Below are 16,596 nucleotides of genomic sequence, written 5' to 3'. Positions count from 1 at the left end.
CCTGGCCGCTACTGCCCGGTGACCGGCAGCTTCGAGATGTCGGCGCTGCCGAGCGCCTTCTCATCAGGCACGATCGACCTGTCCTTGCGGACTTTCGCCACGTCGCTGGCGGTGACCGGCGGCGCGCTGTTGCCCCAGCTGGTGCGGATGAAGTTGACAACATCCGCCACCTGCCCGTCGTCCAGGCGCCAGCCAAACGGCGGCATGGTCAGGTTAGAGACCGCATTTTTCACCGCCGGCGTGGTGCTGCCCGTCAAGATGATGTGGATAAGCGACGTCGCATCCTGCGTCTGCACCACCGGGTTGCCCTTCAGCGCCGGGAAGGCGCGTTTATAGCCCGCGCCGTCGGTACGGTGACAGGCCGCGCAGTTATCGACGTACAGCGCCGCACCGGGCTTGCTGTCATCCCCCTTCCACAGATCTTTCGCCACGCTGTCCTCCACCGGCGCAGGGGTCTGCTGACCGCCGCGCGGCGGCAGGGATTTCAGGTAGCGGGCAATCGCCGTCACGTCCTCGTCGGAGAGATACTGCAGGCTGTGCTCCACCACGTCGCTCATGCCGCCGAAGACCACCGACTTATCGTTGCGGCCGGTTTTCAGGAACTCCGCCAGCTCCGCTTCGCTCCAGCTGCCGAGGCCGTCGCGGTTTTCGCCGCGCAGGCTCGAGGCGACCCAGCCGTCCACCGGCGCGCTGCTGCCGGCGAGGAAATCGTCGCCTTCGGTTTCGCTCAGCGCCTTCTCCTGCATGGTCAGGCTACGCGGCGTATGGCAGGCGCCGCAGTGGCCGAGCCCTTCCACCAGATAGCGGCCGCGCTCAAGCAGCGGGTCGGCCTGCGGATTAGCAACAAAATCGCTCGGCGCGGGGGCGAAGATCCCGCGCCAGAACACCAGCGGCCAGCGCATAGAGAGCGGCCACGGGATATCGCTGTCGCGATTCGCCGCGTTTACCGGCGCCACGCCGTGCATAAAGTAGGCGTACATCGCCCGCATGTCCGCTTCGCTGATGCGCGCGAACGACGGGTACGGCATCGCCGGATAGAGCGTCGAGCCGTCCTTACGCACCCCTTTACGCACCGCATCGTCGAACTCTTCAAAGGTATAGTCGCCGATACCGTGGGTTTTATCCGGGGTAATGTTGGTGGAGTAGATGGTGCCGATTGGCGTCCCCATCGGCAGACCGCCGGCGAAGGGCTGGCCCTCTTTACCGTTGGTATGGCAGGCGACGCAGTCCCCCGCGCGCGCCAGATACTCACCCTGTTTAATTAAGCTGCCGTCGGCCGGGGCCTCCTCGGCGAAAGCGGAAAAACTCAGCGCACCGAGCACCAGTGCAGATAGCCATTGCATCTTCATCATTTGCCTTCCTTTATGCCTGCACCAGTGGACCCGGATTTTTCAGGTACCGTTCGCGGATCGCTTTTGCCGACCAGTAGGCCAGCGCGGCCACGGTTCCCGTCGGGTTATATCCCAGGCCCTGCGGGAAAGCAGAGGCGCCGATAACGAAAACGTTGTGGACATCCCAGCTCTGCAGATAGCGGTTAACGGCGCTGGTTTTCGGGTTCTCGCCCATCACCGCCCCGCCGTTCATATGGGTGGTCTGATAGCTGGTGGTATCAAAGTGGCTGTTGGCGTTTTTCGGGCTGCCGAGCATATATTTCGGCTTCATTGCTTTGGCAATCGGCGCCATCTTGTCGAACATAAACTGCGCCATCTTGATGTCGTTTTCCTGCCAGTCAAAGGTCATGCGCAGCAGCGGCTGGCCAAAGACGTTTTTGTAGTTCGGATCGAGGTCAAGATAGTTCTGGCGGTAGGATTGATGCGCGCCGTGCGCGTCCATCGACAGATGGTGGGTATAGGTGTCGGCAACCGCCGCTTTCCACCTGCTGCCCCACGCCGGAGTGCCCGGCGGAACCGGCAGGCCGGAGATTGGCTTGGTCCCGGCCTGGTTGACCCAGAACGGAGAGCCGCCGACAAAACCGGCGGCGCCGTGATCGAAGTTATCGCCGTTAAAGTCATCAATCCCGACGCCGTTGCCGCCCGCGCCAATAAACGGGTTGGTGACGGTATCTTTATCGAAGATGGCCTTAATGGTGGTCATGTTCTGATAGGCAAAGTTGCGCCCGACCACCCCTTCGCCGGTTTGCGGATCGTAGGGTTTGCCGATGCCAGAGAGCAGCATCAGATGCACGTTGTGGAACTGGAAGGCGCCGATGATAACCAGATCGGCCGGCTGCTCCATCTCCCGCCCCTGGGCGTCGACGTAGCTGACGCCGGTGGCCCGCTGTCGGTCGGGGGTGAGGTTAACCTTCAGCACGTTGGCGTTGGTGCGCAGCTCGAAGCGCTTCTCCTGGCGCAGCGCCGGCAGGATATTGACGTTTGGCGAGGCCTTGGAATACATGTAGCAGGCGTAGCCGCTGCAGTAGCCGCAGAAGTTGCACGGCCCCATCTGCGCGCCATAGGTGTTGGTATAGGAGTCAGAGGTGTTGGCTGACGGCAGGTTGTACGGGTGATAGCCCACCTCGCGCGCCGCCTTCTCAAACAGCTGCGCCGACCAGGTATTCTTCTGCGCCGGCAGCGGGAAGTCGTCCGAGCGATCCGGGGCAAAGACGTTGCCGCCGCGATCCTTCCCGACCACCTTCCCCTTCACCGACCAGGCGGTGCCCGAAGTGCCGAAAACCTTTTCTGCCTTATCAAAGAACGGCTCCAGCTCGTCGTAGGTGACGCCGAAATCCTGGATGATCATATCCTGCGGGATAAAGCTTTTGCCGTAGCGCTCCTCATAGTGGCTGCGCATCCGCAGCTCAATCGGGTCAACGCGGAAGTGCACCCCGGACCAGTGCAGGCCCGCGCCGCCAACGCCGGTTCCCGGCAGGAAGGCCGCCAGCTGCCGGTACGGCACCGCATCCTGAGCGCTATTATGGCGAATGGTGACCGTGCTTTTCGACAGGTCCTGGAACAGCTTGCGGCGAATGTTGTAGGTCAGCTCATCGACCACCTGCGGATAGGCGCCATCGGGCCAGGTATCGCGCATCGGGCCGCGCTCCAGCGCCACCACGTTGAGGCCCGCTTCGGTCAGCTCTTTGGCCATAATGGCGCCAACCCAGCCAAAGCCCACAATCGCGACATCGGTTTTTTTCAGTACGGTGGCCATCGTTACGCCCTCTCCCCATTAATTGATACCGGCGGGAGGGGATAGCGTTCACCCCGTTCAACCCAGTCCATAAAGTCGGCGCGCGCGCCGGGAAAATTAATCAACGTCCAGCCGACCATGCCCTTATTGCCGCCATGAATCGGGTCGCTGAAGAATCCTTCGCGGGTGTTCTGCAGCAGATAAGAGAAGAACAGCGAGGACGGCAGCTGCTTAAACGCGGCGCTGCCCGCTTCAAACTGGCTCAGCGCGGCGTCCTGCTGCCCGGCGGTCAGTTCGGCAAAAGGCTTCTGATGCTGGCTGCGGCACCATTCGTCGGCGTCCGCAATCCCGAGGTTGTAGATCTGTTTTGGCACCAGCGGGAGCTGGTAGCCCATCTCTTTCGGCACGTCCGGGTTAAACGGACCCTGCATATACCAGATGGAACCGGTAGCATAGGGGGTATTCATCTGGCGATCGATAAACTCCGGAACCCCCGCCTCGCGCGCGCCGGGCCCCAGCTCGTCGGCCGGAATAAGGCGAGCCACCGCGGCATTGATAAACGCCCACTCCTGCTCGTTGAAGAACTGCGGCTGCCAGCCCTCGCCGGCCGGCGTTTTTGCCGCCGCTGCGGCGTCGGATGCCTGGGCCTCAGCCGCGGCGCCAATGGCCCCGACGCCGCCGCCAGCGATGACGATCGTTGGAATCAAGGCCATTGATTTTACTAAAAAATCACGCCTCGAGCTGTTAGTTTTTTCACTCGACATTATCACATTCCTGTCATTTAAAATGGCTGCTTTTGTAGGTTACAAGCCCAGCAATATCGAATCTGGAACCGATACCATTCAGCCTCCGCATTGCGGGACCTGCCGGTTCGATTCCATTAAGTCGTACAAAAAAATCGCCGTTGGCGAGGTGATTATTTATCGCGTTATCGTTTGGATATTAGTCGATTCTCAAAATCCGTCGCCGAAACGGGAAAATATTCCCGGGATTTGATAATGAGAACGTTTATTAAATAACCTGGATGCAGAAGCTCGTGCGGAATCACCGAAGGCGTAGTGCTTATCCGTGCCAAAAAAAGAGTGATATGTATCACAAATGTTATTATTTGTTTATGGTACATGTCTGCCTGGCGGCGTGCAAACGCCAGCGTCGGCAAATATTAAACAATTTGAGCGGTTAAGTTAGTTAATTACGGATATTAATTACTTTACTTTCGCCCGGCGTCTGGCGGTTATTTGCGCCGTGCCGGGCGAGCGTTATCAGCCATTAACCGCGCCGCCCGGCCCTATTTATTTCGACCGTCGGCCCTTCTCGCCGCGACCGATTTTATGCCGTCACCTGAGGCGTCGGGAATATCCACAGGTCGTCGGCGGGAAGCGTAATATGGCAATGCTCCGCGTCGCGCAGCGCCGAGCCGTAGGCGCGAATGGCAAAGTCATCCCCGCGGGTGCGGAACAGATATTCCCAGCGGTCGCCCAGATACATGCTGGTCAGCAGCGGCAGCTCGAGCATGTTGTCTTCCGGGGAGGAGCCGAGACGCAGGCGCTCAACGCGGATCACCGCCGTCGCCTGCTGGCCGACGCTGACCCCCTCTCCCGCCATGCCCCACAGCGCCCAGCTGGCGCCCTCGATGCGCGCCCGGCCGTTTTCGAGAGCCGTTATCTTACCGCGCAGGCGGTTGTTGCTGCCCATAAACTCGGCGGCAAACAGCGTCGTCGGATTGCCGTACATCTCCTGGGGCGTGCCCTGCTGCTCGATCACCCCGTTGTTCAACAGCAGGATACGGTCGGATATCGCCATCGCCTCATTCTGGTCGTGAGTCACCATCAGCGCCGAGAGCCCGAGCTTGATAATCAGCTCGCGCAGAAAGACCCTCGCCTCTTCGCGCAGCTTGGCGTCGAGGTTCGACAGCGGTTCGTCGAGCAGGATAACCGGCGGGTTGTAGACCAGCGCCCGGCCAATCGCCACGCGCTGCTGCTGGCCGCCGGAGAGCTGATGGGGATGGCGGCTGCCGAGATTCCCCAGGCCGAGCTGGTCGAGCACCGCCTGTACCCGCTGGGCGATTTCGCCGCTGGCAACCTTGCGCAGCTTGAGCGGATAGGCAACGTTTTCAAATACGGTCTTATGCGGCCACAGGGCATAGGACTGGAACACCAGCCCCAGATTGCGCTCCTCGGCGGGGATTTCGCTGCGCGGATTGCCGTCATAGACCGCGGTTTTGCCAATGGTAATCCGCCCGGCGGTGGGTTTCTCCAGCCCGGCGACGGCGCGCAGCAGGGTCGTTTTCCCGCTGCCGGACGGCCCGAGCAGCGACACCACTTCCCCCCGCTGAAGCGTCATCGACACCCCTTTCAGAACCGGGTTGTCGCCATAGGTCAGGTGCAGGTTTTCTACGGATAGCTCAATCATGTAATTTCACTCCAAAGCGCAGGGCGATACCCAGGCCGATGACCACCAGCAGGATATTGATAAACGAGAGCGCGGCGACGATATCGATAGCCCCCGCCGCCCACAGCGAGACCAGCATGGAGCCGATCGTTTCCGTCCCCGGCGAAAGCAGGTACACCCCGGTGGAGTATTCACGCTCGAAGATCAGGAACATCAGCAGCCACGAGCCGATCAGGCCGTAGCGCGACAGCGGAACCGTGACGTGGCGGGTCACCTGGCCGCGAGAGGCGCCGGTGCTGCGGGCCGCCTCCTCAAGCTCCGGCGCCACCTGCAGCAGCGTCGAGGAGATCAGGCGCAGCCCGTAGGCCATCCACACCACGGTATAGGCCAGCCAGACGCTAAAAATGGTGTTGCGCAGCGCCCGCAGCTGCACGATAAGATGCTCGCGCAGCCAGTCGGCCATCGGCAGCGCCGAGAGCCAGCCGTTTTTCAGCGACTGATCGAGCCACATCGGCAGGAATAAAAACACCCACAGAAACGCCAGCCCCGCCAGCAGACCCGGCACCGCGCGCGGCACCAGCACGCTGTAGTCAAGAAAGCGCGTCACGTTGTCCGGCTTGCGGTGCATGGCGATCCCGACAAACAGATAGCACACGACCGCCAGCGCGCCGCCAAAAATACCGATCGCCATCGAGTTGACGATGGCCCGCAGCAGGTTCGGCTGCTGCCAGATATTGCGGAAGGTCGCCAGCGAGAGCTCGTCCCATAGCGACACGCCGACACCCCAGTTGGAAATAAACGCCCGCATCGCCACGCCAAGCAGCGGGACGCCGATGGTCACCGTCAGCCACAGCACCACCACCACGCCGGCAACCCAGCGCCACTTGCCCAGCGGCAGCGCGCGCGCCTGGGAGGCCTTGCCCTTCATGGTGACAAAGCGGTTGGCGGTGCGCATCAGCCGACGCTGCAGCATCACCAGCGGGATGGTGATGCAAATGAGCACCACCGCCACCGCCGCCATCAGGTGGTAAGAGGGGGTGCCAAGCTTATTGGTCAGCTTATAGAGATAGGTCGCCAGCACCATGTTGCCCTCGGGGTCGCCGAGTACCAGCATCAGGCCGAACACCTCCAGGCCGAGGAAAAACAGCAGCACGCAGGCGTAGAGGATCGAGGGCCGTACCATCGGCAGACTGACGGAGGTCATGACCTGCAGCGGCGAAGCGCCGACCGTCCTGGCCGCCTCCTCGACGTCGGAGCCGACGCTGCGCAGGGCGGAGGAGATATAGAGATAGGCGTGCGGGACGTGGGTTAATCCGGCGATCGCCACGATGCTGAACATCGAGTAGATGTTCCACGGCACAAAGCCCAGCAGCCGCTCGGCCCACTGCGAGAAGAAGCCAACCGGCCCCGCCGCCACCACGTAGCCAAAGGCCAGCACCATCGGCGAGACGAAGATGGGTACCAGAATCAGGGGTTCAATAAAGCGCCGGCCGGGCAAATCGGTGCGGACCATTAAAAAGGCGAGGATCCCCCCGAGCGGAATGGCGATCGCCACCAGGCCGAACGCCAGAATAAAGCCGGACCTCAGCGCCAGATAAAAATCAGGGTCGGTAAAGATAAATTCGAAGGCTTCAAAGCTGAACGCTTTCGAACGCGCAAAAAAAGGCGCCGAGAGAAAGCTCTGCACCACAATAAATAACAGCGGGACGTAGATCGCCAATGCCGCGATCAGCACCACAATACCGCGCGGCAGCCCCTGCCATTTTCGGCGTAATACGTTCATATGCGATCCCTTTGCTCAGGCGTTAACACAGCCTGCCGGGTATTAACGGGCGCGACAGCGGAAGATGTCGCGCCTCAGGAGGATTATTTAGCCGCCGCGCTACGCCACTGTTTGATAAATTCCAGACGCTTTTTCGGTTCCAGATATTCCAGCAGGGTTTCGTCCACCGGAATCGGCTTCAGGGCGTTACCCAGCATTTTGGTCATCCCGTCGATATCATTTTTGCCTTCGATATCGTTACGAATAGAGGGAATATCGGCCTGACCGGCGAGGATGCTCTGCCCTTTCTCTGACAGCACGTAGTCGAACCACAGCTTCGCGGCGTTAGGATGCCCGGCGTCGGCGGTAATAAACGAGACGCGGGAAAGGACCAGCACGTAGTCTTTGGGATAGGCGATGCCGAGGGAGGGATCGGTTTTGGCGCGCGCTTCGGCGTAAGAGCCGAGAATGTTAAAGCCAATCAGGTTTTCACCCGATGAGACGCGCTCCATCATGGTGCCGGTAGAGGATTGCACGGTCAGGCCGCCTTTGGCCATTCCCGCCAGGTTGCTAAAATAGCTGGCGTCGGCCTTGCTGTCCTGCACCGCCAGCATAAAGCCGAGGCCAGATTTTTCGATATCGTAGGTAGTAACCTTACCTTTAAATTTGTCGGCCTGGCCGGCAATCAGCTTCGCCAGCGCGGTATGGGAGTCCGGCACGTCGCCCTGCGGGATCAGCCGCTTGTTATAGATAAAGACCACCGGCTCATAGGTGGTGCCGTAGGCCTTCTGCTGCCAGACCGCCCATTTTGGCAGCTTGCCCAGCTCGGGCGAGGCGTACTCTTCGGCGTAGTCGGTGGCGAGCTTCAGCGCCGTATCCATCGATGAGCTCCAGACCACGTCTCCGCTGCCGCCGCCCGCCGCCTGCTCGCTGATGTAGCGGTTGTACAGCTCGGTGCTGTTCATATCGTTATATTCAACGTTAATTCCGGGGTACTGCGCCTCGAATCCTTTAATTAACGGCCCCGCCGCTTTGGTATCGGTCGTTGAATAGATGACAACCTTGCCCTCTTTCTTCCCGGCATCAACCACCTTTTGGTATTCAGCCGGGTAGCCCTGAGGGAGCGCCGCCAAAACGGAGCCGGAGAAGACTGCCGTCAGTGAAACCACTAAACCACCAATTTTCTTATACATAAAACCAACCCTTAGGCATCATTTATTAAACACAAATTTAACATATAGCGAGGGGTTCACGGCTTGCAACGCCGGGGGCGGTTTTTTTCTGGCTTTTGTGATGCTGACGGAATTTAACTCTTATTTAGCGCGATATAGACGGATAAGAAGTGTGTCGACGGAATAGTCGCCAGCATCATTGAAGATGAAATATTAAGAAAACATTAAGCAGGCATTTTCGTAGCGGGATGCCGGCACCGGGAATATTCGGCTGGCCGGCAAAATGGCACCGATTTAGCGCCGAGGCGGCGGAAAATAATTAACCCGCCGGAAGGCCGGCAGCGGCAATATAATTTTCCGCCGTTAATGATTGCCGCCCGGCGATATTAGCCCCGCGCTTCGCGCGGCCAGACCTGCGGGAACAGCGGTGAAACCAGCGCGTCGCCATCCTGCAGCGTCAGCTCCGGGAACGGCGGCGAGGTCACGCCCCCGCGGTCAACAAAGGTGGCGTCGTCGCCCACCCAGCGGGCGGAGAAGACCCGTCGAGCCCGCGCCGTGGCGTTACCTCTGGCGCCGTGCAGCGTTCGGTAGTGGAAGGCGATCGCGTCGCCCGGCTCCAGCGCCCAGCTGACGATATCGTACTCCTCCTGATGGGCGTCAATGTCCGGCAGCTCCTTAAAGCGACCGTGCTGGTAGAGCTTCGAGCCGTTGAAGCGGGTCGGGCTGAACTCTTCGCCCCACAGATGGGAGCCGCGGATGCAGCGCAGCGAAATCTCCTGTGCAACCGGGTCCAGCGGGATCCAAAAGCTGACGTTCTGCCGCCCCTCAACGCAGTAGTAGGGCTGATCGTGATGCCAGGGGGTGACCGTGCTGCCGCCGGCGGGCTTGACCAGAGTGTGCTCGTGGAAAAATTTCGCCGTGGTCGATTGCATCAGGGCGGCGGCAATTTCCGCCGCCGGCGACTGCCTGACAAACTGCTCAAAATCGGCGATCCGTGACCAGTTGCAGTAGTCCTGGAAAAAGGGCGCGGAGCCGTCCTTCGGCACCACCGTTCTGGCGTGCCCGTACTCGCTGGGGTTGGCCATCAGTTCCGCCACGCCCTTCGCCAGGCCGTCGATCCACGGGGTGAACACGCCTTTCAGTAACACCACTCCATCCGTCTGGTAGATATCGATCGTCTGCCGGTCGATCTGCGGATAACGCTGATTGTGCATAGCTAACCGTCCTGTGCTGGATAAATGATTGGGTTGATGACGCCGGGCGTCAGCGGACTCAGGTTATTTAGCCAGCGTCGAATGGTAAATTATTATAAAACGATACTCGTCATAGAAATTTATGAGCCTGCCCCACCGGGCGATATTGCTCGCGGAGAAACCGGAGCGTACGCGTAATACCTGAGTATTGACTCGCTACGCTCAGCCTCCGGGCCGCCCGGGTTCAAAACAACAAATAAAATAGCCCTCGAGCCAGGCGCTCAGGCGCGTGACAATATATATCTTTGCCGCGCTCGAAGTTGCCGGCTACACCAGCGCCGGGGTTAGCTCAATGCTGCGACAATAGTCCATAAACAGCTGCGTTGGCCGGGTAGGTTCATTATTGGCGAGGTGCGCCATAATTAAGGTTGAGGCCGGCATTTGATCTTCAATATCCAGCTGGACCAGCCGCTCGCCGTCGTAGGTCATATCGCAAAGCGGCCGGGTCACTAATACCGAGAAGCCCAAACCCTGCCCGACCATACAGCGCACCATTTCAATTGACGGGGAACTGTAGGCCACCTGTGGGTGGTAGCCCTTCTCTTTAAAAATGGTAATAAAATAGTTTTTACTCGGCACCGCATCGAGCAAAATCATCGGCTCCTGGCTTAATTCCTGCAGCGTAACGCTCTTTTTTTGCGCCAGCGGATGGCTGGCCGGTAATAACGCATAGGGATTATGCGGGGCATTGAGCGTCTCTTTACTGATCGAGTGGCCTAATTCCAGATCGTAGACCAGGGCTAAATCAAAACGCCCGCGATGCAGGCCGTGCATTAATTCATGCTGCTCGCCATCGTAGAGCTGAAGGGTTATTTCGGGATACATCTTTTTAAATCCGGCCACCAGCTTTGGCATATACAGCGGGGCGACGGACTCAAAGCAGCCCACCGAAATGGTGCCGGAAACCAGCTCCTTATCGGCGCGCGCGTTTTGTTCAAATTCCCAGGAGAGGCGCAGCAGCTCCTTGGCTTTCTCGTAGAAGCGGCGCCCGCAGGGGGTGAGCGAAACGCCCTGCGCGTGGTGGCGAATAAACAGCTGCTGCTCGAAGGTGCCCTCAAGGTTTTTTATCGCAATCGAGATCGACGGCTGGGCAATATGCAGCTGTCGGGAGGCTTCGGCGATGCTTTCGGTCTCCACAACGGTAACGAAGTATTTAAGTTGTTTGAGCGTGAATCGCGTCATAGCCTTACCCTTTATGAAATATTGTCACTCGCAGAAACGGCATAGTTTCCTGATAGGCCGATTGCAAGCATCGTGCCACTCCCCGGCGAAGAGACGCATTGCCGCAGGGACGAATGAATTATTTATCTCGCTAAACGCGCTGAAATAATAAAACCCCAGCCCCGATGAATTAATTGCACCAATATGAACCAGACTGCACCAAATAAATCCTCAGCGCGCCCCATTGTGGCACAACGCCCAATTTAGAGGCCGATTCCGTTGACCAATAACAGCAATTGTTTTTTTAATGTTTAGTTCTTGTTTCGCGCACATTGCTTTAAATTTATTGAAATTAATCTGGCTATATAGTTTTTTTAAACTTAAAGACCAAAAATTTACTAATTGCCTGATGGCGAAGAGTACCAGCATAGTGTAATTGCCCGATAAATAGTGACGATGCCCCATTTTAGAACATCGGTATCGTCTTCATGTCCGTTAATTATGGCGAGTGAAATAGCCCATGATGTTTAACTGGAACTACATGTTAAGTCTGCTCAGCGACGCAGATTTTTGGCAGGCCACCTGGACCGTCATTAAACTGAGTCTGCTGACCTGGGGTTGCAGTATTGTGCTGGGCTTTATTCTCGCCCTCGCCAAGCAGTCGCCGCGCAGGCTCTTTAACGTCCCCGCCCGGCTCTATATCTGGCTGTTTCGCAGCCTGCCGCTGCTGGTGCTGCTGATCTTCGTTTATAACCTGCCGCAGGCGGTGCCGTCATTTGCGGTGGTGCTCAACGACCCCTTCTGGGCCGGCCTGCTGGCGATGGTGCTCAGCGAAGCGGCCTACGTCGCCGAGATCCATCGCGGCGGCCTGCTCTCCATCGCCAAAGGCCAGGGCGAGGCCGCGCGGGCCTTAGGGCTGCGCTATGGCGGCACGCAGTGGCGGGTGATTATTCCCCAGGCGCTGCGGGTGGCGCTGCCGGCGCTGGCCAATGAGTATATTGCGATCGTTAAGCTCAGCTCGCTGGTTTCCGTCATCTCCCTGACCGAGATTTTGATGGTTGGCCAGCGCCTCTATTCGCAAAACTTTTTGGTGATGGAGACCATGGCGGCGGTGGCGTTCTACTACGTGCTGATCGTCACCGTGTTTGACTTCCTGCTGAAGCGCCTGGAGACCTGGCTCGACGTCACCCAGCGTAAAACCAACCGCCCGGTCGACGCCGAGATGCTGGCGCTGGCCACCGCCGCCCGTCCGGCCGTTGCCCGCAGCGTCATCGATAGCCGCCAGCCGGCGCTGCAGGCCTCGAAGCTGCATAAAGCCTACAACAACGTGGAGGTGCTGGGCGCCGTCAGCCTGCAGGTCCAGCCCGGGGAAGTGGTGTCGGTTATCGGCCCTTCCGGCTCCGGCAAAACCACGCTGATTCGCCTGCTCAACGGCCTGGAGCAGATCGATAACGGCGAGATCCGCATCAACGGCCAGCCCTTTATTCACCTCGAACGCCAGGGCGTGCAGAAGCCGCGCTTTATGGAGAACGCCGAGCACCGGCTGAATATTGGCATGGTCTTTCAGAGCTTCAACCTCTTCCCGCACCTGACCGTGTTCGGCAACCTGCTGCTGGCCCCGCGCTATCACCGGCTGGCGGCGGAGGCGGAGCTCAGGCAGCGCGCCTGCGAGCTGCTGTATAAGGTCGGCATGCTCGACCACGCGTGGAAGTATCCGCACCAGCTTTCCGGCGGCCAGCAGCAGCGGGTGGCTATCGCCCGCGCCCTGATGATGCGCCCGCAAATCATGCTCTTCGATGAGCCAACCTCGGCGCTGGACCCGGAAAAGGTCAACGAAGTGCTTCAGGTTATCGAATCGCTGGCCGATGAGGGGATCACCATGGTTATCGTGACCCACGAAATGAATTTCGCCTTCAAAGTTTCTGACCGAATTGTCTTTATGGAAAAAGGGCGCGTGGTTTGCGACGACACGCCTCAGGCGATGCGCGACGGCGATCACCCGCGCGTTGACGCCTTCCTCAAAGACGTCTCTTTGGCTTAACCGCTCCGTTTGTGAAAGGAAAAAATATGATCGCGCAGTGGCAAATCGAACAGTTTCATCAGCAGGGTTTTCTGGTGGTTGAGGCGGTGCTTTCTCCCGCAGAGATCGCCGGGCTGCAGCAGGATTTCGACGGCTGGGTGGCGGAGAGCCGCCGCCACGGCGAGGCCTGGGGAGAGACCGAGGACGGCCGCCCGCGCTTCGACCTTGAAAGCGACCATCGCCCCGACCACCCGTCGCTGCGCCGCGTCAGCTCGCCGACGGAGATCTCCGCCGCCTATCGGCGCGCGGCGCTGGATTCGCGGATGGCGGCGATTGCCGCCCAGCTTATCGGCGGCAGCGGCACCCGCTTTCATCACAGCAAAATTAACTCCAAGCTGCCGCATACCGCCACCCAGGTGAAATGGCACCAGGATTTTCTCTTCACGCCGCATAGCAACGACGACATCATCACCGCCCTGCTGATGGTTAGCGACGTGACGCCGGAGAACGGCCCGCTGAACGTGGTGCCGGGAAGCCATAAGGGGCCGCTGTGGTCGCACTGGCAGGCGTCGCGCTTCACCGGCGCGGTCGATGACGAGGTGGTGGCGACCCACTGCCAGCAGCCCGAGGCCTGCTTTGGCCCGTCCGGCTCGGTATGCTTTATGCATACCCGGCTGCTCCACGCCTCCAGCCCCAATGAAACCGACCTGCCGCGCACCCTGTTTATCAGCGTTTACGCCGCCGAAGACGCCCTGCCGTACGGCGACAACCCGCTGCCCAGCGCCCACGCCGGACAGCTGGTCGCCGGCACGGAGAGCGGGCTGGTGCGCAGCGCCGCCAACCACGTTCGTCTGCCGCAGAAGCCGCGCGGCGCCTCGTTTTTCGTACAGCAGGCCGGAAACGACCCTGCCAGCATGTGATTGCCCCCCACTTTGGAGATCTCTATGAAACGTTTAACTACCCTGCTCCTCTGCTCCGTCGGCGCCCTGAGCGCAGCCAGCGCCCAGGCGGCCTTTCAGCAGCCGGGAAAAATCATTGCCGGTTCGGATATGACCTTTTTCCCCTACGAATATATTGAGAACAACAAGCCCGTCGGCTTTGATATCGAGTTTCTCGCCGGAATTGCGAAAACCATGGGCCGCGAGGCGGTCAACCTCGATACCCGCTTCCCGAATCTGATCCCCGGTCTGCAGGGCGGACGCTTCGATATCACCAACTCGTCGATGTATATCACCGCCGAACGGCTGAAGGTGATTGATATGGTTCCGTACCTGAAAAGCGGTGAGTCGATCCTCGCCCTCAAGGGCGCCAGCTATCAGCCGAAGACGCCGGAGGAGTTTTGCGGCCATAAGATTGGCTCAATGGGCGCCACCTCGTGGCTGGCGCAGCTGCAAAAGCTCTCCGCCGACTACTGCGTGAAAAAAGGGCTGCCGCCGATTGCGCTTAGCGAATACGCCACCGACCCGCAAACCACCCAGGCGCTGCTGTCGCGGGCGGTGGAGGCGCAGATCACCGATGCGGCGGTGGCGCGCGGCGTAGTCGACAAGCTGGGCGACCGCATCACCATCTCCTCCACGACGCTGATCTACCCGGTGCTCAACGGCTTCGGGGTGAAAAAAGGCAACAGCGAAGTGAAGACCGCGCTTGAGGAGGGGCTGAAGAAGTTTAGCGCCACGCCGGAGTATGCCGCCCTGCTGAAAAAGTATAACTTCCAGCCGCCGACCGCGGCGGACCTCAACGACCTGATGCCGAAAGTGGAATAACGCCGTGGCCTACTCTTTTGAAGAACAAACGCGCATCGATCTGGCGGCGACGCTGCGCATTGTTGCCCACCTCGGCATGCACGAGGCGGTCGCCAACCACTTTAGCGCCGCCCTGTCGGCGGATGGCAAAACGTTTCTGCTCAACCCGAAGTGGCGCCACTTCTCGCGCATTCGCGCCAGCGATCTGCTGCTGCTGAACACCGATGATGAAGAGAACGCCCACCGCGCGGACGTGGACGCCACGGCGTGGGCTATTCACGGGCAGATTCACCAGCGGCTGCCGCAGGCCCGGGCGGTGCTGCATCTGCATCCGGTTTACGCCACCAGCGTCGCCTGCCTTGAGGATCCGCAGATCCTGCCTGTCGACCAGAACACCGCACGCTACTTTCAGCGCGTGGCGGTCGATACGCTGTACGGCGGGATGGCGGATACCGTCGCCGAGGGGGCGCGGCTGGCGGGGCTGCTGGCGGATAAACGCCGCCTGCTGATGGGCAATCACGGGGTGCTGGTGACCGCCGGCTCCATCGGCGAGGCGTTTGACGATATCTGGACCCTCGAGCGCGCCTGCCAGATTCTGGTCACCGCCTGGTCAACCGGCCGGCCGCTGAAGGTGCTATCCGATGAGGTGGCGGAGAAAACCGCCGCCGACTGGGAAAAAATCAGCGACTTTTCCCGTCAGCATTTTGAGGAGATGAAGCAGCTGATGATCGACGCCGATCCTTCGCTGCTGGACTAAACTGCCCCAGGCTTCCCCCGGGCAACGCCGGGGGAGCCGCTTAGCGCTGCGCCAGCTCGCTGAATACCGCCTGCAGCGCCTCCGGCTTACGCCAGCCCTGGTGCAGGTCCACCACCCGCCCGCGGCTATCAATCAGCACCGACGTCGGGGTGCCGATCACCTGATAGCGCTCCTGGGTTATTTTCAGCCGGTCGCGCAGCACCGGGTAGCTGATGCCGTGCTTTGCCAGCAGCGGCGCGATCTCAACGCTGTCGGGATCGGTATTTACCCCCACCACCACCACCCTGTCCGGCCAGCGCTGGCTCAGCGCCTGCAGGGTATCCATCTCCGCCAGGCAGCCGCCGCAGCCGGCGGACCAGAAATTAAGATAGATGGCCTTGCCGCGCCAGCGCTCAAGGCTGGCCGCGTTGTCCTGGAGATCGAAGGCCGCCAGCGCGGGGGCCGGCTCGCCGCGCGCCAGCTTCTCCTCTTTGCAGCCGACCAGCAGCGTCAGCAACAGCATAATAATCGCCTTAGGCATGCGCATGATGGTTCACCTCTTCGCCCAAATACCTGCCGTGCTGCAGCCGCACGATGCGGTCGGCAAACTGCCCCAGCGCCGGATTATGGGTCACCATCACCACCGTGCGCCCCTGCCGGTGCAGATCGGTCAGCAGATCCAGCACCCGCTGCTCGTTTTCCTCATCGAGGTTGCCGGTGGGCTCATCGGCAAAAATGACCGGCGGCTCGTTGACCAGCGCCCGGGCAATGCAGACGCGCTGCTGCTCGCCGCCCGACAGCTGGCTCGGCAGGTGGGTCATGCGGTGTTCAAGGCCGACCTGGGCCAGTACCGCCCGGGCGGCGGCCTCGTCCACCACGCTGTGGTAGTGCTGCGCCAGCATGATATTTTCCAGCGCCGTGAGGAACGGGATCAGGTGAAACTGCTGGAAAACGAGGCCAATTTTCTGCGCGCGAAAGGCGCGGCGCCCCTCTTCATCCAGCGCCGCCGCGTCGGTGCCGTCTAGGATGACCTGGCCTTCGCTGGCGGTATCCAGACAGGTGAGAATGTTCATCAGGGTAGTTTTCCCCGAGCCGGAAGCGCCCATAATGGCGACGAACTCGCCGCGGGCGATGCACAGATTAATGTCTTCCAGCGCGGTGACCTCGCCAAATCGCTTATATAAATGACGGGTCTCAATTGCCATCTGACGCAGGGGCGTGACGGTCATGGCG

General features: G+C 60.1%; 15 protein-coding genes. 5 read left to right on the top strand and 10 right to left on the bottom strand.

The window, feature by feature from the left end; genetic code table 11:
• Positions 1–8: 8 nt before the first annotated feature.
• Genes M2416_RS07770 through M2416_RS07760 form a run of 3 tightly spaced genes read right to left on the bottom strand, consistent with a single transcriptional unit; the run spans position 9 to position 3,893 of the window.
• Positions 9–1,352, bottom strand: a complete 1,344-nt coding sequence (locus tag M2416_RS07770) for a c-type cytochrome (protein ID WP_259223095.1) — start codon at positions 1,350–1,352, stop codon at positions 9–11.
• A gap of 10 nt (positions 1,353–1,362) precedes the next feature.
• Complete coding sequence (locus tag M2416_RS07765) at positions 1,363–3,147, bottom strand: GMC family oxidoreductase (protein WP_123708231.1); 1,785 nt, start codon at positions 3,145–3,147, stop codon at positions 1,363–1,365.
• 2 nt (positions 3,148–3,149) lie between these two features.
• A complete protein-coding gene (locus M2416_RS07760; RefSeq protein ID WP_259223960.1) occupies positions 3,150–3,893 on the bottom strand; it encodes a gluconate 2-dehydrogenase subunit 3 family protein in 744 nt (247 codons plus the stop codon).
• Here M2416_RS07760 and M2416_RS07755 point away from each other — a divergent pair.
• Positions 3,814–4,122, top strand: a complete 309-nt coding sequence (locus M2416_RS07755) for a hypothetical protein (RefSeq protein ID WP_259224014.1) — start codon at positions 3,814–3,816, stop codon at positions 4,120–4,122. The two genes, M2416_RS07760 and M2416_RS07755, sit on opposite strands and share 80 nt — an antisense overlap.
• A gap of 333 nt (positions 4,123–4,455) precedes the next feature.
• On the opposite strand, the gene M2416_RS07750 is transcribed toward M2416_RS07755, so the two are convergent.
• From M2416_RS07750 to M2416_RS07730, 5 genes are all read right to left on the bottom strand, one after another.
• Positions 4,456–5,538, bottom strand: a complete 1,083-nt coding sequence (locus M2416_RS07750; RefSeq protein ID WP_259223094.1) for an ABC transporter ATP-binding protein — start codon at positions 5,536–5,538, stop codon at positions 4,456–4,458.
• Complete coding sequence (locus M2416_RS07745) at positions 5,531–7,300, bottom strand: ABC transporter permease (RefSeq protein ID WP_041145987.1); 1,770 nt, start codon at positions 7,298–7,300, stop codon at positions 5,531–5,533. Before M2416_RS07745 ends, M2416_RS07750 begins: the two co-directional genes overlap by 8 nt.
• Positions 7,301–7,383: 83 nt before the next feature.
• Positions 7,384–8,472: an ABC transporter substrate-binding protein gene (locus M2416_RS07740; protein ID WP_041145988.1), complete on the bottom strand. Its 1,089-nt coding sequence runs from the start codon at positions 8,470–8,472 to the stop codon at positions 7,384–7,386.
• A 365-nt stretch (positions 8,473–8,837) separates the two neighbouring features.
• A complete protein-coding gene (locus tag M2416_RS07735) occupies positions 8,838–9,665 on the bottom strand; it encodes a phytanoyl-CoA dioxygenase family protein (RefSeq protein WP_259223089.1) in 828 nt (275 codons plus the stop codon).
• A gap of 306 nt (positions 9,666–9,971) precedes the next feature.
• The gene (locus M2416_RS07730) at positions 9,972–10,886 is read right to left on the bottom strand and encodes a LysR family transcriptional regulator (RefSeq protein ID WP_076947584.1); all 915 of its coding nucleotides are present in this window, start codon (positions 10,884–10,886) and stop codon (positions 9,972–9,974) included.
• 499 nt (positions 10,887–11,385) lie between these two features.
• Between M2416_RS07730 and M2416_RS07725 the strand changes: the two genes are divergently transcribed.
• The 4 genes from M2416_RS07725 to M2416_RS07710 are packed head-to-tail and all read left to right on the top strand — an operon-like array spanning position 11,386 to position 15,384.
• A complete protein-coding gene (locus M2416_RS07725; RefSeq protein WP_076947585.1) occupies positions 11,386–12,906 on the top strand; it encodes an amino acid ABC transporter permease/ATP-binding protein in 1,521 nt (506 codons plus the stop codon).
• 26 nt (positions 12,907–12,932) lie between these two features.
• A complete protein-coding gene (locus M2416_RS07720; protein ID WP_259223087.1) occupies positions 12,933–13,805 on the top strand; it encodes a phytanoyl-CoA dioxygenase family protein in 873 nt (290 codons plus the stop codon).
• 24 nt (positions 13,806–13,829) lie between these two features.
• Positions 13,830–14,648 (top strand): ABC transporter substrate-binding protein, encoded by an 819-nt coding sequence (locus M2416_RS07715; protein WP_259223085.1) that lies wholly within the window; start codon positions 13,830–13,832, stop codon positions 14,646–14,648.
• A gap of 4 nt (positions 14,649–14,652) precedes the next feature.
• A complete protein-coding gene (locus M2416_RS07710) occupies positions 14,653–15,384 on the top strand; it encodes a class II aldolase and adducin N-terminal domain-containing protein (RefSeq protein WP_259223083.1) in 732 nt (243 codons plus the stop codon).
• 40 nt (positions 15,385–15,424) lie between these two features.
• On the opposite strand, the gene M2416_RS07705 is transcribed toward M2416_RS07710, so the two are convergent.
• A complete protein-coding gene (locus M2416_RS07705) occupies positions 15,425–15,910 on the bottom strand; it encodes a TlpA family protein disulfide reductase (protein WP_076947589.1) in 486 nt (161 codons plus the stop codon).
• Entirely contained in the window at positions 15,897–16,592 is a 696-nt protein-coding gene (locus M2416_RS07700) for an ABC transporter ATP-binding protein (RefSeq protein ID WP_076947590.1), read from the bottom strand. Before M2416_RS07700 ends, M2416_RS07705 begins: the two co-directional genes overlap by 14 nt.
• Positions 16,593–16,596: the final 4 nt, after the last annotated feature.

Origin of the sequence: Klebsiella sp. BIGb0132, from assembly GCF_024810075.1 — a bacterium.
In the GTDB taxonomy this organism is placed as follows: Bacteria; Pseudomonadota; Gammaproteobacteria; order Enterobacterales; family Enterobacteriaceae; genus Klebsiella; species Klebsiella terrigena.
The sequence above is the reverse complement of the archived record's forward strand: the minus strand, read 5'-3'. Positions and strand labels throughout refer to the sequence as shown.

Coding starts and splice junctions, on each gene's coding strand:
- M2416_RS07770 (WP_259223095.1), bottom strand. CDS start 1,352: ATGATGAAGATGCAATGGCTATCTGCACTGGTGCTCGGTGCGCTGAGT.
- M2416_RS07765 (WP_123708231.1), bottom strand. CDS start 3,147: ATGGCCACCGTACTGAAAAAAACCGATGTCGCGATTGTGGGCTTTGGC.
- M2416_RS07755 (WP_259224014.1), top strand. CDS start 3,814: ATGACGATCGTTGGAATCAAGGCCATTGATTTTACTAAAAAATCACGC.
- M2416_RS07750 (WP_259223094.1), bottom strand. CDS start 5,538: ATGATTGAGCTATCCGTAGAAAACCTGCACCTGACCTATGGCGACAAC.
- M2416_RS07745 (WP_041145987.1), bottom strand. CDS start 7,300: ATGAACGTATTACGCCGAAAATGGCAGGGGCTGCCGCGCGGTATTGTG.
- M2416_RS07740 (WP_041145988.1), bottom strand. CDS start 8,472: ATGTATAAGAAAATTGGTGGTTTAGTGGTTTCACTGACGGCAGTCTTC.
- M2416_RS07735 (WP_259223089.1), bottom strand. CDS start 9,665: ATGCACAATCAGCGTTATCCGCAGATCGACCGGCAGACGATCGATATC.
- M2416_RS07730 (WP_076947584.1), bottom strand. CDS start 10,886: ATGACGCGATTCACGCTCAAACAACTTAAATACTTCGTTACCGTTGTG.
- M2416_RS07725 (WP_076947585.1), top strand. CDS start 11,386: ATGATGTTTAACTGGAACTACATGTTAAGTCTGCTCAGCGACGCAGAT.
- M2416_RS07720 (WP_259223087.1), top strand. CDS start 12,933: ATGATCGCGCAGTGGCAAATCGAACAGTTTCATCAGCAGGGTTTTCTG.
- M2416_RS07715 (WP_259223085.1), top strand. CDS start 13,830: ATGAAACGTTTAACTACCCTGCTCCTCTGCTCCGTCGGCGCCCTGAGC.
- M2416_RS07705 (WP_076947589.1), bottom strand. CDS start 15,910: ATGCGCATGCCTAAGGCGATTATTATGCTGTTGCTGACGCTGCTGGTC.
- M2416_RS07700 (WP_076947590.1), bottom strand. CDS start 16,592: ATGACCGTCACGCCCCTGCGTCAGATGGCAATTGAGACCCGTCATTTA.